The 23451-nt window shown below is 47.9% G+C and carries 27 protein-coding genes; 23 read left to right on the top strand and 4 right to left on the bottom strand.

What is annotated here, in order from left to right; all coding sequences use genetic code 11:
• Positions 1-10 precede the first annotated feature (10 nt).
• From DW769_RS04525 to DW769_RS04515, 3 genes are all read left to right on the top strand, one after another.
• Positions 11-1705: an AAA family ATPase gene (locus DW769_RS04525; protein ID WP_117509972.1), complete on the top strand. Its 1695-nt coding sequence runs from the start codon at positions 11-13 to the stop codon at positions 1703-1705.
• 128 nt (positions 1706-1833) lie between these two features.
• Entirely contained in the window at positions 1834-2412 is a 579-nt protein-coding gene (locus tag DW769_RS04520; protein ID WP_117509971.1) for an AzlC family ABC transporter permease, read from the top strand.
• Positions 2367-2690: a branched-chain amino acid transporter permease gene (locus tag DW769_RS04515; RefSeq protein WP_117509970.1), complete on the top strand. Its 324-nt coding sequence runs from the start codon at positions 2367-2369 to the stop codon at positions 2688-2690. Before DW769_RS04520 ends, DW769_RS04515 begins: the two co-directional genes overlap by 46 nt.
• Before the next feature lie 87 nt (positions 2691-2777).
• Here DW769_RS04515 and DW769_RS04510 read toward each other — a convergent pair whose 3' ends face one another.
• Together DW769_RS04510 and DW769_RS04505 are read right to left on the bottom strand one after the other, a co-directional pair.
• Positions 2778-3347, bottom strand: coding sequence for a phosphoribosyltransferase family protein (locus tag DW769_RS04510; protein WP_117813466.1), 570 nt, complete (start codon positions 3345-3347; stop codon positions 2778-2780).
• A gap of 26 nt (positions 3348-3373) precedes the next feature.
• Positions 3374-4432 (bottom strand): benzoate/H(+) symporter BenE family transporter, encoded by a 1059-nt coding sequence (locus tag DW769_RS04505; protein ID WP_117761904.1) that lies wholly within the window; start codon positions 4430-4432, stop codon positions 3374-3376.
• A gap of 326 nt (positions 4433-4758) precedes the next feature.
• Here DW769_RS04505 and DW769_RS04500 point away from each other — a divergent pair, with 326 nt between their 5' ends.
• Together DW769_RS04500 and DW769_RS04495 are read left to right on the top strand one after the other, a co-directional pair.
• On the top strand, positions 4759-6093 hold the full coding sequence (locus tag DW769_RS04500) for a carboxylesterase/lipase family protein (RefSeq protein ID WP_117761905.1): 1335 nt from the start codon (positions 4759-4761) through the stop codon (positions 6091-6093).
• Positions 6094-6109: 16 nt separating this feature from the next.
• Positions 6110-6562 (top strand): GNAT family N-acetyltransferase, encoded by a 453-nt coding sequence (locus DW769_RS04495; RefSeq protein ID WP_117761906.1) that lies wholly within the window; start codon positions 6110-6112, stop codon positions 6560-6562.
• A gap of 94 nt (positions 6563-6656) precedes the next feature.
• Here DW769_RS04495 and DW769_RS04490 read toward each other — a convergent pair whose 3' ends face one another.
• Positions 6657-6917 carry a DUF1292 domain-containing protein gene (locus DW769_RS04490; RefSeq protein ID WP_022461956.1) on the bottom strand — a complete coding sequence of 87 codons (261 nt, stop codon included), beginning with the start codon at positions 6915-6917 and terminating at the stop codon, positions 6657-6659.
• A 356-nt stretch (positions 6918-7273) separates the two neighbouring features.
• On the opposite strand from DW769_RS04490, the gene DW769_RS04485 reads away from it, so the two are divergent.
• The 16 genes from DW769_RS04485 to DW769_RS04410 all read left to right on the top strand — a co-directional run bounded on the left by DW769_RS04485 (position 7274) and on the right by DW769_RS04410 (position 21589).
• Positions 7274-8095 (top strand): alpha/beta hydrolase, encoded by an 822-nt coding sequence (locus DW769_RS04485; RefSeq protein WP_118640911.1) that lies wholly within the window; start codon positions 7274-7276, stop codon positions 8093-8095.
• 86 nt (positions 8096-8181) lie between these two features.
• Complete coding sequence (locus DW769_RS04480) at positions 8182-8709, top strand: cysteine hydrolase family protein (RefSeq protein ID WP_118640913.1); 528 nt, start codon at positions 8182-8184, stop codon at positions 8707-8709.
• Between the two features lie 19 nt (positions 8710-8728).
• The gene (locus DW769_RS04475; RefSeq protein WP_055219085.1) at positions 8729-9601 is read left to right on the top strand and encodes an alanyl-tRNA editing protein; all 873 of its coding nucleotides are present in this window, start codon (positions 8729-8731) and stop codon (positions 9599-9601) included.
• Complete coding sequence (gene ybaK / locus DW769_RS04470) at positions 9601-10083, top strand: Cys-tRNA(Pro) deacylase (protein ID WP_055219087.1); 483 nt, start codon at positions 9601-9603, stop codon at positions 10081-10083. Before DW769_RS04475 ends, ybaK begins: the two co-directional genes overlap by 1 nt.
• A gap of 339 nt (positions 10084-10422) precedes the next feature.
• Positions 10423-10950, top strand: a complete 528-nt coding sequence (locus tag DW769_RS04465) for an A24 family peptidase (protein ID WP_118750019.1) — start codon at positions 10423-10425, stop codon at positions 10948-10950.
• Complete coding sequence (locus tag DW769_RS04460; RefSeq protein WP_226906364.1) at positions 10947-11984, top strand: hypothetical protein; 1038 nt, start codon at positions 10947-10949, stop codon at positions 11982-11984. Before DW769_RS04465 ends, DW769_RS04460 begins: the two co-directional genes overlap by 4 nt.
• On the top strand, positions 11981-13159 hold the full coding sequence (locus DW769_RS04455; protein ID WP_118700799.1) for a CpaF family protein: 1179 nt from the start codon (positions 11981-11983) through the stop codon (positions 13157-13159). Before DW769_RS04460 ends, DW769_RS04455 begins: the two co-directional genes overlap by 4 nt.
• Positions 13156-13956, top strand: a complete 801-nt coding sequence (locus tag DW769_RS04450) for a type II secretion system F family protein (protein ID WP_055219113.1) — start codon at positions 13156-13158, stop codon at positions 13954-13956. The genes DW769_RS04455 and DW769_RS04450 overlap by 4 nt, the downstream gene beginning before the upstream one ends.
• Positions 13957-14027: 71 nt before the next feature.
• A complete protein-coding gene (locus tag DW769_RS04445) occupies positions 14028-15326 on the top strand; it encodes a type II secretion system F family protein (RefSeq protein WP_055219115.1) in 1299 nt (432 codons plus the stop codon).
• Between the two features lie 50 nt (positions 15327-15376).
• A complete protein-coding gene (locus DW769_RS04440; protein ID WP_022461946.1) occupies positions 15377-15544 on the top strand; it encodes a Flp1 family type IVb pilin in 168 nt (55 codons plus the stop codon).
• Between the two features lie 156 nt (positions 15545-15700).
• The gene (locus DW769_RS04435; protein ID WP_055226610.1) at positions 15701-17233 is read left to right on the top strand and encodes a DUF5702 domain-containing protein; all 1533 of its coding nucleotides are present in this window, start codon (positions 15701-15703) and stop codon (positions 17231-17233) included.
• A complete protein-coding gene (locus tag DW769_RS04430) occupies positions 17187-18137 on the top strand; it encodes a TadE/TadG family type IV pilus assembly protein (RefSeq protein ID WP_147342475.1) in 951 nt (316 codons plus the stop codon). The genes DW769_RS04435 and DW769_RS04430 overlap by 47 nt, the downstream gene beginning before the upstream one ends.
• A gap of 100 nt (positions 18138-18237) precedes the next feature.
• Positions 18238-18669 carry a prepilin peptidase gene (locus DW769_RS04425; RefSeq protein WP_022461943.1) on the top strand — a complete coding sequence of 144 codons (432 nt, stop codon included), beginning with the start codon at positions 18238-18240 and terminating at the stop codon, positions 18667-18669.
• A gap of 2 nt (positions 18670-18671) precedes the next feature.
• Complete coding sequence (locus DW769_RS04420) at positions 18672-19097, top strand: TadE/TadG family type IV pilus assembly protein (RefSeq protein WP_279220876.1); 426 nt, start codon at positions 18672-18674, stop codon at positions 19095-19097.
• A gap of 16 nt (positions 19098-19113) precedes the next feature.
• A complete protein-coding gene (locus DW769_RS04415; protein WP_118750017.1) occupies positions 19114-20607 on the top strand; it encodes a DUF6382 domain-containing protein in 1494 nt (497 codons plus the stop codon).
• A 307-nt stretch (positions 20608-20914) separates the two neighbouring features.
• The gene (locus DW769_RS04410) at positions 20915-21589 is read left to right on the top strand and encodes a rhomboid family intramembrane serine protease (protein WP_199681637.1); all 675 of its coding nucleotides are present in this window, start codon (positions 20915-20917) and stop codon (positions 21587-21589) included.
• Here DW769_RS04410 and DW769_RS04405 read toward each other — a convergent pair.
• Positions 21564-22247 carry a two-component system sensor histidine kinase NtrB gene (locus DW769_RS04405; RefSeq protein ID WP_055219129.1) on the bottom strand — a complete coding sequence of 228 codons (684 nt, stop codon included), beginning with the start codon at positions 22245-22247 and terminating at the stop codon, positions 21564-21566. The two genes, DW769_RS04410 and DW769_RS04405, sit on opposite strands and share 26 nt — an antisense overlap.
• A gap of 203 nt (positions 22248-22450) precedes the next feature.
• On the opposite strand from DW769_RS04405, the gene DW769_RS04400 reads away from it, so the two are divergent.
• Together DW769_RS04400 and DW769_RS04395 are read left to right on the top strand one after the other, a co-directional pair.
• On the top strand, positions 22451-22867 hold the full coding sequence (locus tag DW769_RS04400) for an HIT family protein (protein WP_172680766.1): 417 nt from the start codon (positions 22451-22453) through the stop codon (positions 22865-22867).
• 32 nt (positions 22868-22899) lie between these two features.
• Positions 22900-23451 carry an RNA polymerase sigma factor gene (locus tag DW769_RS04395; RefSeq protein WP_055219133.1) on the top strand — a complete coding sequence of 184 codons (552 nt, stop codon included), beginning with the start codon at positions 22900-22902 and terminating at the stop codon, positions 23449-23451.

Genomic DNA, 23451 nt, shown 5'->3' with positions numbered 1-23451 from the left:
GGTGTGATGGATGGAAAAAGTAATCAGTATAGGAAAACAGAATTTTGCATCCTTAAGGGAAAACCATTATTTCTTTGTGGATAAATCTCACTTCATCAAGGACTGGTGGGAAAACGGGGATGAAATCACCTTGATCACCCGCCCCCGCCGCTTTGGCAAGACACTGAATATGAGCATGCTGGACTGCTTTTTCTCTAATAAATATGCCGTCCGGGGCGATCTGTTTGAAGGACTTGGCGTTTGGGAAGAAGGAAAATATCGGGAACTTCAGGGAACATATCCGGTGATCTTTTTGAGTTTTGCAGCCGTGAAAGCAGATCAGCTTTCGGAAGCGAAAATCCAGATCAAACAGCAGATTGCGAGAGTATATGAAGAAAACCGGTATCTTCTGGATGGGGATCTGCTGAGCGGAAATGAGAAGAAAGCATACAACGAGGTCAATCTGCATATGGGCGATGCGGAGGCCGCAGCGGCACTCAATAATATGAGTATGTATCTGGCGCGGTATTACGGCAGAAGAGTGATTATTCTGTTGGATGAGTACGACACGCCGATGCAGGAAGCGTATGTCCATGGCTACTGGGCGGAATTTACAACGTTTGTGCGGAGTCTGTTTAATGCGACGTTTAAAACGAATCCTTATCTGGAACGTGCGATGATGACCGGAATCACGAGGGTTTCGAAAGAAAGTATTTTTTCTGACTTAAATAATCTGCGTGTGGTGACGACGACATCGGATCTGTATGCGGACTGTTTTGGATTTACCGAAAAGGAAGTTTTTGCATCTCTGGACGAGTTCGGAATGGGAGACAAAAAGGACGTTGTGAAGCAGTGGTATGATGGATTTATCTTTGGCGGACACCGCGATATCTACAATCCATGGTCGATTACCAATTATTTAAAAGAAAAGAAACTGCGCCCGTACTGGGCAGATACGAGTTCGAACGGTCTGGCAGGAAAGCTGATCCGCACCGCCTCGCCGGAAATCAAAGAGTATATGGAAGATCTACTGAACGGACAGGCAGTCACGGTGAACTTTGATGAGCAGATGGTGTTTGAACAGCTGGATTACAATGAAAATGCAATCTGGAGTCTGCTTCTCGCGAGCGGTTATCTGAAAGCGGAAGAGGTGGAGTATCGCGGAATTACTTTGAAGCCGTGGTATCAGCTCCGTATCACCAATCTGGAAACGGTGAGCATGTTTGATGATATGTTCCGCGGATGGTTTGAAGCATCGGAAGCTGGGTACAGCAGCTTTGTGAAAGCACTGATGCAGGGCGATCTGGAAGCGATGAATTATTATATGAATAAAGTGTCACTTGCAACCTTCAGCCATTTTGACGTTGGCGGAGAGAACAGTGAAAGTCTGGAGCCGGAACGATTCTATCATGGCTTCGTCCTGGGACTGATGGCAGAGCGTGCGGAGTGTTATCAGATCCGGTCGAATCGGGAAAGTGGATTTGGACGGTATGATGTGATGATGATTCCGAAGAATAGAGAAAAAGATCCGGCGATTATTATTGAATTTAAAGTCTGCAGCCGGGTAAAAAAGGAGACACTGGAAGATGCGGTGCAGGAGGCTTTAAAACAGATCGTGGATAAAAAATACGACGCAGAACTGGTGGCCCTTGGCGTGCCGCAGGAAAGGATCCGGCATTATGGGTTTGCATTTGCGGGGAAGAATGTATTGATTGGAGCAGAATGAGAGAAACGGGTGATGAAGGTCATCCGTTTCTTTTGGCGTAAAATGGTATTCCTATTGACTCACTATGATATAGATAGTATGATAAATTTAATTTTTAAAATTTATTTTTACGTGAGGATATTTTATCTATGAAACGATTTTCTTCCACTACCTTAAAAACTGCTTTCGTAAAATCCATCCCGATTTTCTGCAGCTACGTTTTCGTCAGCATGGCCTACGGCATGATGATGGCATCCGCCGGCTTTCCCTGGTATGATTCACTGTTGGTAAGTCTGACGGTCTATACGGGCGCGTTCCAGTTCGTTCTGATTACGTTTCTTTCTAGCGGCGCTTCCCTCATCACCATTGCGCTCACTGCACTTCTGATGAACAGCCGCCAGAGTTTTTACAGCATTACCTTCCTGAAGGAATTCAAACAGATGGGGCGCCGCAAGCTGTACATGATTCACACGATGACCGATGAGACATACGCCGTAAACTGTACCTTAGATCTTCCGAAAAAAGAAAAAGAGGACACCATGTTCCTCGTCGCTCTGTTCAGCCGCTGCTATTGGATAGTTGGTTCGGTTCTTGGCGGCATTTTAGGCCAGATCGTTCCATTTGACCTGACGGGCCTTGATTTCTGTATGACAGCCCTGTTTCTCATTATCTTCATTGACCAATGGGAAAAAGCAGAGAAGCACACGCTGTCGCTGTCTCCGCTCTGATCACCTTCGGACTCCGTGCACTCCCGTTTCTTGCATTTTCCGGCAGCCGTAAAATGCCCGCATCACTCGAACGACTCGGCCAGGCACTGCCGTCTGCCATCATGGCGGTACTGATCATTTACTGTATGAAAGATATTCCCACCGGCGGTATCTCTGCCGCAGTACCGAAACTGCTCGCAGCAGCGGTCGTTTTTATCACCTACAAATGGAAACACCAGACCCTCGTCTCCATCCTTCTTGGAACCATTTCGTATATGATGCTTCTGCGTCTCTTTTAAAAAGAAACGGTGCAGTTCTGAATTCATGGCAGAAATTCAGAACTGCACCGTTTTTCTATTCTCTATATGCATTAGAAGGATTGGCAATTATTCGATGACTTCGTACTCTCCGTCGCCCGTCTTTTTGAATAACGGAAGCTTCTGCAGAAATACAATATCTTTTCGATCAGCAGCATCGCCCTCAGCAAGGATCGCTGCTTTTTTTACAACCTCTGCACTGGCATTCGCCATCAGGCATTCCAGTGCGTGCAGGGACTCGCCGGTGGAAATGACATCATCCAGCAGGCAGACACGTTTGCCGCGGATTTTATCTGCGTCTTTTCCATCCAGATAAAGATGCTGCTCACCCGCTGTTGTAATCGAATGAACGGATGCGGAAACCACATCTTTCATGTAGGATTTTGTGCTTTTTCGTGCAACGATAAATTCTTTATGGCCCAGCTCTTTGCTTACTTCATACGCTAGGGCAATACCTTTCGCTTCTGCGGTGACAATGGCATCGACTTCTCCGATTTTTGCGACCAGCTCCGGCGCACATGCACTTACCAGCTCGGTGTCACCAAGGACAACAAAGCTTGCAAACGCCATCTCCTCACTGATCGGGATAAATGGAAGTGTTCTTTTCACTCCGCAGAGCTCCATGCTGTATTCTTTCATACGATTTTCCTCTTATGTTACTGAATTTATAATCCAAGCAGTTTTGCAGCAACACCGGCCAGCATTCCGAGGAACGGGTTTGTTACTGCAGTGACAACCATTGTGGTTCCGCCGACGGCTGCATTGACAGCGAAGGCAGACGGCGCATCCAGTACAACGGTTTTGAAGATACCGAGTACAAACAGGAAACCTGCGATCGAAGAAGACGGAACAAATTTTCCGATTTTCGGAAGCAGTTTCAGAAGCAGAATTACACCGATCACAACCATCATGATGACACCAGCCCATACAGCGTGCGGTGCATTGGCAGTTGCGGAAATGATTGCCTCAACCGGGGCTCCTCCGAAAAAGGAAGAAAACATATCGGCCAGGGAAGAAATCACGGTCAGGTTATCGACGTTGTAATTTCCACCGGTTGCCATTCCTGCGGTAATTCCGCCGAAGGAAATGTTGGAACCAATGTTCAGGCAGACCATACCGAGTGCGCCGAGAATTACGTTGGCATTGATTGTAAATTTCTGGCGGACAAATTTATCATCCTCTACGACAATGCTGGATTTCTCTTTGTTGAAAAATGCATTGGCAATGCAGGATGCTACAACGGAAATGACGATGGTATAAACCAGGGTATTGGCACTGGCTTTGGTAAAGTAATAGGTGATCAGTGCTGCGGCCAGGGAAACACCGCCGGAAATGGCATCACTCTTGATCATATCGATCGCGGCCTTTACCAGAATGATACCGACACCGGCCATCATTCCATAGGCAACATCCTCACCTACAAAGTTTACGATTTTTGTCAGCAGTCCAAACACTCCGATCAGAGCCATAATCACACCGCCGATAAAAATCATCGTACAGCGTTCCGAACGGTCTTTTCCAGCCGTTCCGGCGTAAGTGATCGTCTCCGCCTGGAAGGAAATTGGTGCGACACTCTGCGTAATCGTATTGCCCACCGCACCAACAAAGAATGCCAGCGCCGTCGGAACCGATGCAAATCCAAACGTCAGAGCAAGAAGACCCTGCGGCAGACCATTCAGCACAACGCCGATGATTGCCAGAAGATCTGTTAAAATGGCTTTCATACTAAATACTCCTCCTCACTATGAAATATGTCGTTTTGAAGCAAAGAAAAGTGTAGCACCAAAACCGGTCAAAGTAAACCAGATCAGTCATGAAAGGTTTTTGTCAGTGATAATAAGTCAATCTTATATACAAAATATTATTATTTCTGTGTGCTAATAAATCAAGAGGATTTTTAAATGTCTGCATAACCAATAATCAATAGTTACAAAACTGGGTGCCATTATTTGGAATTGTGCATATAGAAGCGAAGAAAAAGATTTGCTATACTAAATCTGTATGAGGGTTTTTATCACAGTTATAAGAAATGGAAAGGGGATTTTTACTTATGGCAATTACAGAGACAAAAACAAAATATGGACAGATTCATGGTGTGCAAAAAGACGGCTACACGGTATTCCGCGGCGTTCCGTACGCAAAGCCGCCGGTAGGCGAAAAACGATTCTGCCCGCCGGAAGAGCCGGCGTGCTGGGAGGGCGTTTATAAGGCGGATCATTTCGGATGCGTCTGCCCGCAGACCGAGCATGAGCCGGACTCCTTCTATGGAAAAGAGTTTTATCTCGACCCGGAATTCGGCATGAAGCAGAGTGAGGACTGTCTGTACTTAAATATCTGGACACCGGCAAATACAGTGGATGAAAAACTGCCGGTTGCTTTCTGGATTCACGGCGGCGCGTTTATGCACGGCTTCAGCCACGAATCCGAATTTGATGGATCTGCTTACTGCGAACGCGGCGTGATTCTCGTTACGATCAATTACCGTCTCGGTGCTTTCGGATTTCTGGCACATCCGTGGCTGTCCGAGGAGAGCGGTGTCGGAAGAAGCGGAAACTACGCGATTCTCGACCAGATCGCAGCACTGAAATGGGTAAAAGAAAATATCGCAGCATTCGGCGGCGACCCGGAAAATATCACCGTATTCGGCCAGTCCGCGGGATGCATGAGCGTACAGACACTCGTCAGTTCTCCGCTGACTGAAAACTGGATCAGCAAAGCCATTTTCCAGAGCGCCGGCGGCTACGACACCGGACTGAACCGCGATATGCCGCTTTCCGAGGCAGAAACCATCGGCCAGGAATTTATAGAGCTTAGCGGAGCAAAATCGCTGGAAGAACTGCGTGCGATTCCGGCTGAGAAAATTGTGGAGCTGCAGGAGGAGTTTGGCCGCGTAAATCCATCGAGAATGCTGAGCTTCGTACCGAACATCGACAATCATCTGCTGACCTGCGGCTATAACGATGCCGTAACCGAAGGAAAAATCAAGGACATCCCATATATGCTCGGATCAACCGCAGACGACATCGGCGTGTTCCCGGAGATGAAAGAAAAAGGCGAGCACGGCGGCATCTATAAGGGATGCATCAACTGGAGCATTGCGCTGGAAAAACTCGGAAGAAAACCGGCTTACGTTTACTACTTCACCCGTGCCCTGTTAGGTGACGACGCCGGAGCGTTCCATTCCTCCGAACTCTGGTACATGTTCGGAACCCTGGGCCGAAGCTGGCGCCCGAAAACCGAAGGCGACTATGCCCTCAGCAAAGAAATGATGGACGACTGGACCAATTTCATGAAAACCGGAAACCCGAACGCAGAGGGAAAAGACGACTGGAAACCATGCACAAAGGACGACCCGTATGTGCAGGTGCTGGATGTGAGAAAATAAGCAGAAGGAAATAAAAATGGCAATCGAATATAAAAGACTTACCCAAAAGGAACTGGATTTTTTCATTCAGATGAGAATCCATCAGCTTCGCGAAGAGGGGGCAAAAGAAGAAATTGATTTAGCACCTGCGTTAAAAGATTACTATGAACGTCATATGGCGGATGGTACTTTTGTATCTTGGATTGCTGTTGACGGAGAGAGCATCATCGCAACAAGTGGAATGTCATTTGTAGAAAAACCTCCATACTTTGGATGCCCGAGCGGCAGAATTGGATTACTGTCCAGTATGTTTACAGATCCGGCGTATCGAAGAAGAGGTATTGCAAAAGAATTGCTGTCCCGTGTGATAGAAGATGCAAAAGAATATGGATGCGGAACAATACAGATTACGGCATCGGATATGGGCGTTAAGTTGTATACAGATTTTGGATTTGTGCACAATGGGAATTTTATGCAGTATAAATTGTAATGCCCCTCAGAAAGAGGAAAAATTAGAATAAAGAAAGAGCAGCATTTTACCGGCGTGTGAAAGGTAAAAATGCTGCTCTTTTTGCGTGGCAGAATCAGTCGTCCAGATCGTTGCGCTCGCGGAAGATCTGATAAATGGTGTCGATCAGTTCATCGTCATCGAGGCCTTCGAACTCGGCTTCGTTGACATCGAGATTCTCGGAAATGATGCGCAGAATGTGTACCGGTTCGTCATCGCCGCCGTCGGCCGGATAGAGAACGGCGTACTCATCCTCCTTGTATTCTACGATATCCAGAAGCTCAAAACGGACAGAATTTCCGTCCTGATCGGTAAGGACAATAAGATTGGAATCCATAATTGCAATATACTCCTTTATGTGTTATTTTTGCCGCTCAAAAACATGCAAATATAAATTTATTGCAACTGTTCAGAGTCAGCCTCCAAAATGCTACGCATTTCGTCGGTGTGGCGTATCCGTCAAATAAAATTTCAAAAACAGTTTTAAAAATGCAAGCATTTTATACCTGTTTTTTGAAATTTTATTTGGCTCTGAACAGTTACAATTTATTATACTATGAGCAGTTGGGTTTGAAAAGAAAAAAGTGTCTGGTGCGATACGCTTGATATTTTGCGCTGATACGGTATAATGACAACAGAGTAAAAACGGACGGCTGTGGCCGTGCCAGGAAAAATGGGGGAAAGGAAGAACTTATGAATTATCAGGTATTAGATGTCAAAGTAAAGGATACAGAAGAAATCGGAAAATTATACACGTATTTTCTGGACAATTCACAGGAAATTGATCCGAACCGTGTGCGTCCGGTCATCGTGATCTGCCCGGGCGGCGGATATGGAATGGTCTCCGACCGCGAAGCAGAGCCGATTGCGATGAGGTTTTTAGGAGCAGGTTATCATGCCGTTATTCTGCGCTACAGCGTTGCACCGGCAGCTCATTACCCGACCGCACTTCGCCAGCTTGCCTGGACTGTTGCGTATCTGCGGGAGCATGCGGCAGAATATCACATTGATCCGAACAAAGTAGTAGTAGCCGGATTTTCCGCAGGTGGCCATCTGGCGGCATCGTACGGTGTATTCTGGAAAAAGAAAACATTTCTTGCAGAAGAGCTTGAAGTAGACGCGAAGCAGCTTCGCCCGAACGGACTGTTGTTATCCTATCCGGTAATCACATCCGGTCCGAAGGCACACCGCGATTCCTTTAAAAATCTGCTGGGCGATCAGTATGATAACCTTGTAGATGAAATGTCTCTGGAAAATCAGGTCACTCTCGATACACCGAAAACGTTTCTGTGGCATACCGCGCCGGACGACTGTGTGCCGGTAGAAAACTCCATTCTGTTCTTTACAGCACTGCATGCACTGGAGATTCCGGTAGAAATGCATATTTATCCGGTCGGCGGCCATGGCCTTGGGCTTGCAAACGAAGAGACACAGAGCTATGAGTATCAAAATGCCGTGCGCGAAGAGTGCCAGAGCTGGATTTCTCTTGCGATTGACTGGATGCGGCATTTATAAAAAACGGAATTTTAAAGGCTGCCGGAATGAGAAAAAAATCCGGCATGAGATCAACAGGATGACAGCAGGCGAAAGGATAATATAGCATGAAGGTATTGATTGTAGTAGATATGCAGAATGATTTTATTGACGGAAGTCTTGGCACAAAAGAAGCGGTTGAAATTGTGAACCGTGTTGCAGAGGTGATGGATTCGTTTGACGGAGCCGTCATCTGCACCAGAGATACACATTTTGCAGACTATCTGAACACTTCCGAGGGCAGAAAACTTCCGGTAGAGCATTGTATCGAAGGAACGAAGGGTCATGCACTGCAGGATACAATTCAGAAAATGGCGGAGAAAAAACAGGCCGTGGTGACGAATAAAATCACCTTCGGTGCAAAAAATCTGCCGGAGGAGATCGAAAAACTGGCAGGCGGCGTGCCGGAATCCATTGAACTCGTGGGACTCTGCACCGACATCTGCGTGATTTCCAATGCCATGCTGCTGAAAGCATTTTATCCGGAAGTGCCGATTTCGGTCGATGCATCCGCGTGCGCGGGCGTAACGCCGCAGAGTCATAAAAATGCATTGGAAGCTATGAAAATGTGCCAGATTGACATTGTAAACGAATAGACGGAAAAGAGGAAAAATTATGAGCACAACAAGATTATTTGATCAGGATGCGTACCTGGGTGAATTTGAGGCAACCGTAGAACGGAGCGTCTGCGAGGGCGGCATGTACCGCGTGCTGCTGGATCAGACCGCATTTTTCCCGGAGGGCGGCGGCCAGCCGGCAGATGAGGGAACGCTGGATGGAATTTTTGTAACGGATGTACAGGAAATCGACGGCGAAATCTGGCATACCGTGGAAGCACCGCTCGAGCCGGGCAAAACGGTAGTTGGAAAACTTGACTTTGAAAAACGTTTTTCCAATATGCAGAATCACTGCGGAGAGCATATCGTGTCAGGTATCGTGCATCGGATTTACGGTTTCAACAACGTTGGATTCCATATGGGAAGTGATGTCATTACCGTTGATTTTGACGGCGTTCTGACCGAGGAGCAGCTCTACGATGTGGAGCAGGAGGCAAACGAAGCCGTGCTTCGAAATGTTCCGGTTACGATCAGTTATCCGTCAAAGGAAGAGCTGGAAACCATGGATTACCGGAGCAAAAAAGAGATCGAGGGCCAGGTGCGGATTGTGACGATCGAAGGCTGCGACAGCTGTGCGTGCTGCGGAACCCACGTTGCAAAAACAGGGGAAATCCGTCTGATCAAAATCTTAAGTGCCCAGAAATACAAAAGCGGCGTCCGCGTGACCATGCTTTCCGGTGAAAAAGCGTATGCAGATTACTGCTTAAAACACATCAATACCCTCGGCATTGCACGTTTACTTTCTGTAAAACCGGAAGAAGCCGGGGATGCTGTCGTACGGCTGAAACAGAAAAATATTGAGATGAAAAAAGAAATCAAACAGCTCAAAAAAGAACTGTATGCACTGCAGGGAGCACCGGAGAGAAAATAATGGCAAAAGAAAAAGAAATCAAAACAAATGCAATGCGGATTCTGGACCGCCAGAAAATCAAATACGAAGTTCTTCAATATGAATGCGATGAATTTATCGACGGGCTTCACACAGCAGAGAAAACCGGCGCGCCGGTCGAGCAGTCGTTTAAAACGCTTGTGGCACAGGGAAAAAGCAAGCAGTATTATGTGCTGGTGCTTCCGATTGCAGAGGAAGTAGACCTGAAAAAAGCCGCAAAAGCGGTGGGGGAGAAATCCATCGAGATGATCCATGTCAAAGATATCACTGCAGTCAGCGGATACGTCCGCGGCGGATGCAGCCCGATCGGAATGAAAAAACAGTATCCGACCGTGATTCAGGAATGTGCGGCACAATTTGATAAAGTTTACGTGAGCGGGGGAAGAATCGGAACCACGCTGTGCATGGCGCCGGAGGATCTGAAAAAGGTCAGCAGAGCGGAGTATGCGGATTTTATTCAGTAAAAACAGAAAAAACTGTATGGAAGCAGACCAGAACGAAGAAAAAAGTTCTGGTCTGTTTCTTTTTGCTGTGATGCGGCTGGAAAATTTCTTTCAAAAAAGGATCATAAAATAATAGCCAAAAAGCAGCGGTGAAATTGCGATACGATTCTACGAATCCGCGAAAAACGGAAAACCTTTCACACGATTTTTCTTTTTGGTGTGAGAAATTTTCATCCCGTTTTTGGAGGCAATTCACAAACCGGAAAAAGTTGCTGAAAACCGCTGGACAAATCGAAAAGAGGCAACTATAATGACCTCACAATCAAGTTGACCCAAACGAAACGGGAGGTGAGAGACAAAATGTCTTTGCAGCACTGTCTGGTACTGACAGTTGCGACAGGGGCGGTATGGATGGATTTAAGAACACGCAGAATTGCAAATGAATGGATTATCACCGCATGGATCGCCGGGCTGGTTACACAGCTCATCCGCTATGGCGCCGCGGGAGCGGGTATTTTTCTTTTTGGGATGCTTTTCCCGATACTCGCACTTTACATTCTGTTCTGTTTTCATATGCTGGGCGCGGGAGATATCAAGCTCCTTTCCGCTGTTGGAGGCTTTCTCGGTGTACCGGCGATCCTGAAATGTATGATTGTGTCGTTCCTGTCTGGAGCGGTCTTATCTATCGGAATTATTCTCGTCTGCGGAAACTTACCGCAGCGTCTTACCAAATTTTTCAATTATTTCCAAACTTATTTTACCAAAAGAAAATACCAGAAAAAAACAGAGCCGGTTCCTTATTACGATGGGAAGTGGGGGATGGAGTGCATCCATTTTTCCGTTCCCGTGCTGATGGGAGTGCTGCTCTGGATTGGGGGATTTTATTGAATACTGCAAAGAAAAAGAGTGTTTTTGCAGTCTGTGATACGGAAATGGAATATGCACGCAATTTTATGGAATATCTGAACCAGAAGAGAAATATTCCGTTCGAAGTGCATGCATTTTCCAGTGCGGAGATGTTTCTGGAGTTCGCAAAGAATAACGAAACAGAGATTCTTCTGATTTCGGATAAAGCGATGAAAGAAGAGATCCGCCGGTATCCGATCCGTCAGATTATCATTCTGTCTGAGGGCGTACACAGTCCGGTGCTGGATCAGTATCCGGCGGTCTACAAATACCAGTCGTCGGAAAAGGTGATCCGCGAGGTCATGGCGTGCTACGGCGTAGAAAATGGTGTCGATACATCGCCTGCACTGCTGCCGAAAAAGGAAATGCGCATCATCGGCATTTATTCGCCGGTCGGACGGACGCAGAAGACCTCGTTTGCCCTGACGATGGGGCAGATTCTGGCAAAAGAGCGGGCAGTGCTGTATCTCAATATGGAGAGCTATTCCGGATTTGAACGGCTGCTGGAATGCAGTTACGACAGGGGGATGAGCGATATTCTGTATTATGCGAGACAGGAAAATCAGGGCATCATCTACAAACTGGGCGGAATGGTCCAGTCGATGCAGAACCTGGATTATCTGCCGCCCGCCGCATCGCCGATGGACATTCAGACTGCAAAATATGAAGAATGGAAATGGCTGTTTCAGGAGATTGAGAAGAACAGCAGTTATGAAGTGCTGATTCTCGACCTCGGGGATGGCGTGGCGGATTTGTATCAGATCCTGGATTTTTGCAATGAAATTTACGTTCCGATAAGGAATGATGTGATTTCTGCGGCAAAAATGGAGCAGTTTGAAAATTTGCTGCGCCGGTGGGACTGCCAGTCGGTGCTGGACAAGATGCGGAAAATCCACGTTCCGTTCCACACGGCAAACCGGACGGGAAAAGCCTACTTTGAGGAGCTTGTCTGGAGCGAGCTGGGCGACTATGTGCGTCAGATTCTGCGGGACGGCAGAAGAGGAGAAGAAACATGACAATGCCGGAAATTCTGCGGAGAAAACTGATGGAGCGGATCGATATCGCATCCGAACCGGATGACGGAGAGGTTCTCGAAGAGATTGACGGTCTGATTTTAGGGGAAGAAGAAACACGGTATCTTCCGGTGGCACAGAAGGCGGAGCTGCGCAGACAGCTGTTCTACAGTGTGCGGAGGCTCGATGTCCTGCAGGAGCTGCTGGAAGATGCGGGAATTACCGAAATTATGGTAAACGGTTATCAGCATATCTTCGTGGAACGGAACGGCAGAATCGAGAGATACGGCAAAAGCTTTACCTCCGCAGAAAAGCTGGAGGATGTGATTCAGCAGATTGTAGGCCGGTGCAACCGCGTGGTGAATGAACAGAATCCGATTGTGGATGCACGGCTGGAAAATGGAGACCGCGTCAACGTTGTCATGAAACCGGTCGCATTAAACGGACCGATTCTGACCATCCGCCGCTTTCCGGAGCAGGCGGTGACGATGGAATTTCTGGTCTCCATCGGGAGTATTACAAAAGAGGCGGCAGAGTTTCTGCAGGCCCTCGTCCGGACCCGCTACAGCATGATGATCGGCGGGGCGACCGGATCTGGCAAAACGACATTTCTGAATGCGCTTTCCGCCTACATTCCAAAGGGCGAGCGCATCATAACCATCGAAGACAATGCAGAGCTGCAGATCCAGGGTGTGGAGAATCTGGTGCGGCTGGAAGCAAAAGAGGCAAATCTGGAATCAGGAACAGAAATTACGATCCGCGATCTGATCCGCGCAGCTTTGCGTATGCGGCCGAACCGCGTAATTATCGGCGAAGTGCGCGGAGCGGAAACGTTTGAATTATTATCCGCACTCAATACCGGGCATGCGGGATCTTTGAGCACGGCACATGCAAACAGCGTGAAAGATATGATCTCCCGTCTGGAAACGATGGTGCTGATGGGAGTGCAGCTCCCGTTGGAAGCAATCCGCCGCCAGATTGCATCGGGAATCGAAATTCTCGTGCATTTAGGACGCGGGGAGGATGGAAGCCGTCGGGTGGAGGAGATCGCAGAGATCACAGGGATGGAGGAGGACGAAATCAAAACGGTTTCTTTGTTTCGAAGAGAATATGGGAGAGGCCTGCAAAAGACAGGCGAACTGGTACACAGAGAAAAACTGGAGGGGAAAACAGGATGAGAATACGTGCGGGAAGCCAGGCAAAGACGGGCATGGCAGAGGAGAAGGAGACGAAGGGGATCGACTATCAGACCTGGGAATTTACCGGTCGGGAATATCTCGAAATAGCGGGAATCAGTCTTGGGATTGCCGCCGCTGTGAACCTGCTCTGTTACCGGGCGTGGTGGACATGCATTGCTGTGGTTCCGGTTGGAATCGTATGTTTTCACACGTATCGGAAAAACCGGATTCAGAGACGGAAAGAGGAGCTGTACGACAGCTTCCGGGATCTGATTGCGTGGATGCACACGGCACTGCGTTCCGGCTATTCCATGGAAAATGCAGTGCTGGAGGCGGCAGGACAGCTGGAACAGTCGCTGGGAAAAGAAAACATTCTGGTACAGGAACTGCGCCGGATGCGTCATAAAATGATGATTTCCGTGCCGGTGGAACAACTGTTTCAGGATCTTGCGGTGCGAAGCCGCATTGACGATATTGCGACGTTTGCAAGTGTACTGGTGATTGCGAAGCGGACAGGAGGAAATGTCTGCGAGATCTTTCAGAATACGTGGGATATTTTCTGTACGAGAATTGACACGATGCGGGAAATCCGTGCGGGCGTTTCTTCCCGGCGGTTCGAGCAGAATATTATGAGTGTTGTGCCGTTTGGAATTCTGGGATATGTACAGCTTTCCTTTCCGGAATTCTTAAGTGTGATGTATGGGAATGTAATCGGGGTTTTCTTCATGAGCGGATGCCTTGCCGTGTATCTGGCGGCATGGGTGCTTGGAAAGAAGATTCTGGACATTGAGTTTTAAGAAGCAATTGAAGTTTAAAAAGTAAGACTGCGAATCATAACGATTCGTCCGCAAAAAAGGGGAGGAATCAAATGTTGTGGATTTGTCTGACCGCATGGGCGGGGCTGTTCATCTGGTATTTCCGGATGAGAAAAAAGGCGGAAGATCACAAATTGGTGAGACGGATTTTCTGCCTTGCAGCGACAGGGTTTATAGCGGGCACTGCACTCTGCCTTCCGATCGGAGTGCGAAAAGTTTCAGGAGATGAAAAAGCGGAACTTCAACTGGAACGGGGTGCCTTAGGCAGCCAACCGACAGAGGAAAAACTTGAGGTTTCTGTTGGAAATCAGAAACCGGAAAGAATTACACTGTCTGTACCTGCAAGAGCTTACAGCGCAGAAGAGATAGAAGAGGCGTTCAGTGCGGCGATAGAGGCGCTGGATGAAATCATCTTAGGTGAGAATCTGTCTTTTCATACGGTAAACAGAAACATGGATCTGGTTACGGAAATACCGGGAAGCCCGGTGGCGCTTAGCTGGGAAACAGACAGGCCGTTGTTGATTGACAGCCGGGGTTTGCTGTCAGACGAGATTCCCGAAGAAGGAGTGGAGGTTACGCTGAAAGCGGAACTGGAACTTCAGGGGGAAACAACAGAATATATACGGAAGGTTCAGGTCTATCCACCGGAGATAAAAGGGCGGGATGCGGTTCTTAGGGCACTGAAAAAAGCAGTGGAAAAAGAAAACGAAGCGCATCCCGAAGAAACAGCCTATTATCTGCCGGAGACACTGAACGGAGAAACTGTAACATGGTCAAAAGTGCCGGATCTGACAGGTCTGGAACTTATGGCACTTGCCGCGGCGGCAGGAGCAGTCTGCTGGGCGGCAAAAGGAAGGGAACAAGAAAAAGAAAGGCAGAAAAGAGAAGAACAGATGCTGCGGGATTATCCCGAAATTGTCAGCAAAATGGTTCTTCTTCTGGGTGCCGGGCTTGGGATGCGGAAAGTACTCGAGCGGATTGCAGTGGATTACCGGAAAAATCTGGCGCTTGGCGGGCAGAAACGTTTTGCCTATGAAGAGATTGTATTTACCTGCCAGGAGATGGAAAACGGTGTTTCCGAGCAGGAAGCGTACCAGCGCATGGGAATGCGTATGGGAACCGGAGCGTATCGTTCCCTTGCTGTTCTGCTGACGCAGAATCTGAAAAAAGGCAGTAAAGGACTGCTGGAATTATTGAAACAGGAATCGCAGGAGGCCTTTGAGGAGAGAAGAAGGCAGGCGAAAACAACAGGAGAAAAGGCATCGACAAAGCTTCTTCTTCCGATGGGCATGATGCTTGCGGTTGTATTGGTCATACTCACGGTTCCGGCATTTTTGTCCTTTTATGCATAGGGGATGTTTTTATCCCCACAACAGCTGGTAAAGAGAGGGAGGTGGGAATTATGAAGCTGATATCGGAGTTCTGGAAAGAGGAAGATGCGGTGGGTGTTGTGGAAGTGATTCTGATTCTCGTTGTGCTGATCGGACTCGTACTAATCTTTAAAAAGCAGCTTGTGAGTCTGGTCAACAGTCTGATGGAGAAAGTCACAAACCAGAGCAACACCGTATAAACGGGAAAATGTCCAATACGGAACTCCAAAGAAAAATTTAGAAGCCGGTACGGACCTATATGTCATTTGCATATCTGTGTCTCGGTATATCCTTTATCCGATCCACGGCATCTAAAGTTCGAAAAAGTAAAAGTAAAGTGGAAGGAGCTGTATCCCATGAGGGAAACAGAAAGACAGAAAAGATGGGCAGCCGGAAGCATAACAGCATATTTGTGTCTCGTTCTGATACTGATGCTTTCCCTGATTTCCGGGACAATTGCGTCGGTGCGAAATGCCCATGCACGGGTGATGACGGCCTGCGCAATGGAACAGGGACTGTATTCTCTGTTTGCCGGGTATGACAGAACACTGCTGGGACAGTACGAGCTGTTTTTTTATAACGGCGGGGATAAGAGCGGTGTCTGGAAACCTGAAACCATGAGCAGAAAAGTCGCAGAAACTGCGGGAGAAGTTCTGTCCCCCACTGCATCGGGGATGGGAATTCTATCAGGCAGTTTATCTGGCGGACAGGTTACAGAAGTTTATCTCGGCGGCTATCGTCTTGCGACAGACGAGGAGGGAAGTGCTTTCTCCCGTCAGATCTGTGAGGCAATGAAAGCCAGCCTTGGAACTTATGGAATACAGCAGCTTTCCCAGAAATTAAGAGGAGAACAGGAAACCGTGAAACGTCAGGAGGACGGACAGAGCGGTTACGAGGAAGAGGAGGTTTTAAAACAGTATGAAGAATCCAAACAGCCAGAAGAGGGAACAGAAAAAACAGAAGGTGAAGGAGAATCTGGAAACGGCACGCCTTCGGAACCGGATCAGAAGCAGCCGGTACCGGAAGATTTTGTGAATCCGATTGAGGTCATTCAAAAAGTAATGAAAATGGGAATTTTAGGACTGGTCCTCCCGGAAGGGCAGGCACTGTCGCAGGGGGAAACGGATGTATCGTTTCTTGCATCAAAACGGGAGCTGCAGAGCGGGTTTGGCATGGCAGAGTGTGGAAAAGAACTGAGCTTTGTGGATAAGATGCTTTCGTCCGAATATATTCTGTGGAAATTTCCGTGCTATACCAGCAAGGAGAAGAAGGAAGGGCTGCAGTGCCAGGTGGAATATGTGCTCTGCGGAAAAAACAGTGACCAGGATAATCTGGCGGGAACCGTGAACCGTCTGCTGGCGCTGCGGGAGGCGGCAAATCTGGTGTATCTGGCGAAAGATGCGCAGAAGCAGGGCGAGATGGAAGCAATGGCGGGGGTAATTGCCGCGTCATTTGGAGTTCCGGCGGCGATGCCGGTTGTGAAAATGGCACTTGCCGTGTGCTGGGCATTTGCAGAAAGCATTCTGGATCTGCGGGAACTGCTGGATGGTGGAAAAGTAGCACTGTTCAAAACGGCAGAATCGTGGCAGCTTTCTCTGGAACAGCTTCCGAAACTGCTGGAAACAGGGGATCAGAGCAGAAAAAATGCACCGGGCGGCATGGAGTATTCCGATTATCTGCGGCTGCTTTTGATGCAGAAATCGGGAAAAGCGGTAACGTTTGGAGCGATGGATCTGGTGGAATACAATATGCGGACAGAACAGCAGCAGCCGGGTTTCCGACTGGATTGCTGTGTCGATGAACTGGAAGCCGGTTTTACGGCGGTAATTGGGAAACGAGAGTATGAGATTACGAGAAATTATGGATATGAGATGCAGGGAGCAGCCTGAAAAATGGGATGACTCCGGCAGGGATACAAAAGGGTGTTCTTCTGAACGGCACATTTATTTCTGGAACCTTATCAAAAAACTTATCCACTCTTCCGGGAATTTTTATAAATCCGGATCAGGAGAGCAGCCTTTTGTAAAACGAAAATGGAACAGGGCAAGCCTGACGGTGGAAGCTTCACTGGCACTTCCTGTTTTTCTGATCGCGGTTCTTGTGTTATTAAAAATCGTGGATCTTTACCGGCTGCATGGAATGCTGACGGTATCTCTGCAGGAGTCCGCGCGGTATCTTTCCGTCTGTGCCTACGCGGTGGATGAGACGGGAAAAGAAACGTATGAAATACCGGAAACGGCCGCGTGCATTGCTTATGCAGAAGCAAAGATTCCAAAAGAAATCCGCGAAAATGGAATGGTGACACTGGCAGGAAGCCGTGTGAAAAATGGATGGCTGGAACTGAAAGCGATTTACTGGCCGAAAATGGGAAACCGCCTCGTTCCGGTGCGGAACCGGGGAATTGCAGCGTGTGCGAAAGTGCATCTGTTCTGCGGAAAGACAGAAGAGGAGGCGGATGAAGAAGAGGGCGAAGCAAAACAGATGGTGTGGGTGACTGAGAACGGCAGTGTGTATCATACCGATTCGTCGTGCAGTCATATCAATCTTTCGATCCAGGTTTCCTCACCGGGTGCGCTTGCGTGGAAACGGAATCAGGATGGAGAAAAATATAAGGAATGCGAACAGTGCGTGGGAAATGGCGCTGCGGGTGCGGAAGTTTACTATACGAAATACGGAAACCGGTATCATAACAGTCTTTCCTGCAAAGGGCTGAAACGTAAAGTAAAACTTGTAGCACTGGAACAGACGGATGGACTGCCGCAGTGCTCGAAATGCGCGAAAAAGGCGGCGTAAGAAAGCCGGATATGAGCAGAGCAGGTGTATTCTTTCCGGGTGAGACCGGAAAGAAGGACGGTAAACAGAAACTCGGGTTTGCGGAAAGGAGGCCGCGGCTGTGTATCAGGAAGAAGTAAAGAGTGCAATTATATTGCTGTATCTGGGGATTCTTGCCGGAATGGATGTGAGGAAACGGCAGATCAGCCTTGTCCTGACCGGTGTTTTATTCCTTGCAGGCATTGGATGGCAGATTCTGGTGGAACAGACATCGTGGCTGGAATGGCTGCTGTCCCTGCTGCCGGGAGCGGGATTTCTGACGCTCAGTTATATATCACGGGAACAGGTGGGATACGGGGACGGCCTTCTGCTTCTGACGGTTGGAATCTGGCTGGGATTTGGGCAGACGTTCGGCGTTCTGACGCTGGGACTCATTCTCTGTTCGGTACTCTGCGGAGTTCTTCTGATGCGGAAGAAAATACGGAAACAGGATTCTATACCGCTGGTGCCGTTTCTGCTGCTTGGATTTGTGGGGAGGTGCGGAATGCTTTGAAAGTGAAAATGAGAAAAGCAAGTATTACGGTAGAGGCAGTTCTGGTCGTGCCGCTTGTTCTGATGGTGATTTTTCTTCTGCTGTCGCTGACATTTTTTGTGCACGCACGGAGCTGGTATACATTTGCGGCATATGAAAGCACAATGCTTGCCGCCAGTGAAGGCCGCCTGTCTGTGGAAAAAGGAGAGGCAGCCGCCCAAAGCCGGATGGAATGGTGGATTTCCCAGATACCGCTTCCGGCTGAATCGGTGACCGTACAGACGGTGTGCAGAGAAAAAGAGATTCAGATAAAAGCAGAAGGAAACATTCTGCCAATCTGGAGTCGGAACGCGTGGGAATATTCGGTTTTGAGTGAAAGCAGGAGAAACAATCCGGTGAAAACGATCCGGAAGATACGGGCAGTAAAACAGATCTGGAACCAGAAGTAAGGACGGAAGCGGAGAAATGCAGATTGATTATAAAAGAGATTTGAACCATACGTATGTTATTTTACAGGAGGAAAAAGAGCCGGACACGGCGTCGTATCAGATCCGTATGCTGCTGACAAACGCAATCCCAGGGCTTTTGGACTGCAAAATCGGGAAAATGGATGATAAAACATTGTTTTACTATGAGGTGACATCAAGGCAGTCACTTCAGAGTGTGTTTGAACAGCGCTCGATTGGGGCGGAGGCGCTGCGGAAACTGTTTGAACAGCTGCTGGATCTTCTCGAAGAACTGGGGCAGTACCTGCTTGCACCGGACGGCCTCGTTCTGCAGCCGGAGCTGGTTTTTGCAGATGCAAATCTGGAGAACTTTTCCTTCTGTTATCTGCCGGGAAAGCAGGGACACACAGGCTGTTTTCAGAAGCAGATCCGGGAGCTGATGGAATATCTGCTGCCGAAGCTGGATCACCAGGAGCAGGATGCGGTGGTACTCGGGTATGGACTGTATCGGGAGATTTCGGCGGAGATCTTTTCGGTTGAGATGATTCAGGCACTCTTATATCAGACAGGGAAAGAGAAGAAAGAAACGACGGAGCAGGAGGGAAAAGAGCGTCCCAGGGAAGAAAATCCGCCTGTACAGATGGAGGAAACACTTTGGGAAGAACAAGAAGTGGAAGCGGCGGAAAATTTTTTTGTGGAAGCGGAGGAAGAAAAGGATGAGGGACGCTGGAAAAATATTGTGGAAGCAGTGATCTGCATCGGATTTCTGGGAGGTGTGCTGGCACTGCGGTGGACACAGGCCGAAACTGTTTGGTATCTGGTGCTGGGAGGAGCGGCGGCTGTTGTGGGAATTGTAAGTCTGGCATTGGAACTTGTCAGTCGATGGAAAAAGCGGCAGTCGGGAACAGAAACAGGAAGCTATGGGAAGGCCGCAGGAATCCGGAAACAAGGAGAAACAGGAGATGTATTTTCGGAATATCAGAATCGGAAGGGCTTAAAACAGAAAGATGGAACATGGAATCCGAAAAGCGATACAGAACAGCAGGGGTGGAAAAGGGATTCCTCAGTCGAAAAAGAGAAAACATGGGAAAAGAATGAAGAACAGGAAAACAGAAAGATGCACAGCCTGATGGAATTGGAGGGGCATGAAGAGGATCTGTTTGGAAAAACGGAACTGCTGACCAGCCCGGAGGATGAGGGAAGGGCATATCTGATTCCGATAGATCCGATTGATCTTCCGCTGATTCCGATTGAACGCGGAAGCACATTGATTGGAAAACTGTCAGCGGCGGCAGATGTAATTCTGCCATACCGTACGGTAAGCCGCCTTCACGCAAAGCTGGTCAGTACAGAAGAGGGAGATTATCTGCTGGATCTGAATTCGCGGAACGGAACAACGGTGAATGGCGTTCCATTGATGGGCGAGACAAAAAAGAAGCTGGAGGATGGAGACGATATCTCATTTGCCGGGAAGAAATACCGGTATAAGGCGGGAGAGAAAAACAGAAATTAGAGAAAAATGACGCATTACACTTTTTCGATTTGGAGAAAGCGCTGGATGCGTTATTTTTAATATGGCAGAATGATCAAAGAAAAAAGTTATGCGAATGAAACAAAAATATTATAGAAAAGAAAATTATGCATAAAATTAAAAAAAGAAATAATGTAAAAAATAATGTCATAAAACGTCGAAAGCCGTCGTGAAGCGTCAATAATTGTCGAAAAACGTTTATCAAAAAAGAAAAAAATTTGACGATTTCTTGCATTTACAAGTGAATTAAATTATAATAAAAAAATAGCACAGATAAGGAAATGATGTAATGGAAGAACAAAGGAAAAACAGTTACGATCCGAACGAAGATATCGTGGACCGTATGTGGAAGAGGTCAAAAAACAGCATCAATCTGGTCATCGTCGTATGCAATATTCTGGTATTCCTTGCAGTCACACTGACCGGAGGGACAGAGAGCTCCAGACATATGATGGACTGCGGTGCGGCGTATGCGCCGCTGATTGAGAGCGGAGAATACTATCGCCTGTTTACGAGTATGTTTCTTCACTTTGGCATCCAGCATCTGATCAACAACATGCTGCTTCTTTTGTTCCTTGGGGATTACCTGGAACGCGCAGTTGGAAAGATCCGTTATCTGGTCATCTATCTGGGTGGCGGACTTGTCGGAAATCTGTGCTCGTATCTGCATGAACTGTTCCTGATGAAAACAGGGGAAGCACCGGCAGTTTCCGCCGGCGCTTCGGGAGCGATTTTTTCTGCAGTCGGAGCGATGCTTGTTCTTCTGGCATTTCGGAAAGGAAGGCTGGAGGATCTCACCTTCCGGCGGATGGCCGTCATGGCTGTCCTTTCGCTGCTGGTCGGATTCCAGTCTTCAAATGTGGACAACTTCGCACACATCGGCGGTTTTCTGGCAGGTGCAGTCCTGATGGCGGTTCTCTATCCGGGAATGGCAAGGATCAGGAAAAGGGGAAAACGACCGTAAAGGTGCTTCCTTCCCCGGGAACGGAAGAAACGGAAATCGTGCCGTCGTGTGCGGTTACAATTTCCTTGCAGATGGCAAGTCCAAGGCCGGTTCCGTTTTTCTTATGTGTGACAAAAAGGTCAAAGAGAGTCGGCAGATCCTCGGCGGGGATTCCGCAGCCAGTGTCCTGCACACGGATGGTCAGAAAGTCACCGTCGAAACAGAGAGAGATTTTGATCGTTCCGCCGGAAGGCATTGCTTCCGCCGCATTTCGGATCAGGTTCAGAAAAAGCTGACGAAATTGCGTGGTATCAAGGGCAAAGCGCGGAATGGCAGATTCCTTGACAAGTTCAATGGAAACCTGTTGTTTTTCGAGGAGAACGCCGGTATCGGCACAGAGATTCTGGAGCAGAAGATAAGGATTCACGTAAGCGCGTACCGCCCGATATGAATGATTATAGCAGGAGAGCTCATCGAGCAGGGAGTTCAGAAAAGCCATATTTTCCTGGATTTTCTGAAAATAGAGATCGTTGGAAAGCTCCGGATGCGCTAAAAGAAGAAGCTGATGAAAGCTGTGGATAACCGCAACAGGATTTCGAACCTCATGTGAAATCCGGGAAATCATAGCGTGACATTCTTCCGATAAGCCCTGTGAATTGGTTGTTGGTTCTTTTGACATAGCCGTATCCTCCTTATGATGCGTAGGTAATGATTTTTGATTAGGCAAAAGTTTAGCATTGAAAAGGGGGAGCGCGCAACAAAAAGCGTTCTGCATTATTTGACATTTTTCGACAAATAGTGAGAAAATAGAGTTGTTCGGAACCGTGCAGAACGGGATTCGGAACAACAGAAGAATTAAAAAAAGTAAAGGAGAAAAAGATCATGGATTGTATTTTTTGTAAATTAGCAAACGGAGAAATTCCAACCGCGACATTGTATGAGGACGATGAGTTCCGTGTCATTCTGGATCAGGGACCGGCAACGAAAGGACATGCGCTGATTCTTCCAAAACAGCATTTTGCAAACATTTATGAAATTCCGGATGAAACCGCAGCGAAAGCAATGATTCTCGGCAAAAAAATGGCGACGGCCATGACGAAAGCGCTTCATTCTGATGGCTTCAATCTGGTACAGAACAATGGTGAGGCAGCAGGACAGACGGTATTCCACTTCCATATGCATCTGATTCCAAGATATGAAGGTGACAATGCCGGTATTGCTGCATGGAAGCAGGGAACTCTCGAGGATGCGGTAAAAGAGCAGATCATTGAGAGCGTGACGGCAGAGCTGAAGGCCTGAGAAAAGGCTGGCAGCAGCCAGAAAAAGAATCAATGACAGACGAACAGGGGCGGAGAACAATGGACAAAAATAACTTTTCAGAAATATATAAAAAGTATGTAATGACAGCCTATTCAGCCGCAATGCAGGTGGTGCACAATGAAGCCGATGCGGATGATATCGCACAGGAAACGATGGTGAAACTGTACCTGAATATTGATGCGCTGGATGAAGACAGAGTAGAAGGCTGGGTCCGTGTCGCTGCAAAGAATCTGGGAATTGATTATCAAAGAAAAGCACAACGTTTTGACTGGAACGAACTGGATGAGGATCTTCGGGCGGAAGAGATGGAACTTCCGACGCTTGCAGAGGAAGAAAAGCAGGAGAGAAATCATTTTTTTCGGGAAGTGATGGATGCACTGAAAGATCATGATGAATCGGGTTATTATATTACGCGTGAAATCAAGGTGCATGAGCGTTCGGAAAAGGAAGTAGCATCCGAAATGGGTATCACCATAGGAAATCTGCGGGTGAAAATGACCCGGACGAAAAAATGGCTTTGCCAGCACTTTGCTGACAAAGCCAGAGAAAGGGGATTTCTGTAG

Origin of the sequence: Blautia sp. AM29-29, assembly GCF_003480555.1 — a bacterium.
Classification (GTDB): Bacteria; Bacillota; Clostridia; order Lachnospirales; family Lachnospiraceae; genus Fusicatenibacter; species Fusicatenibacter saccharivorans.
This window is presented reverse-complemented; position numbering and strand designations above follow the sequence as displayed.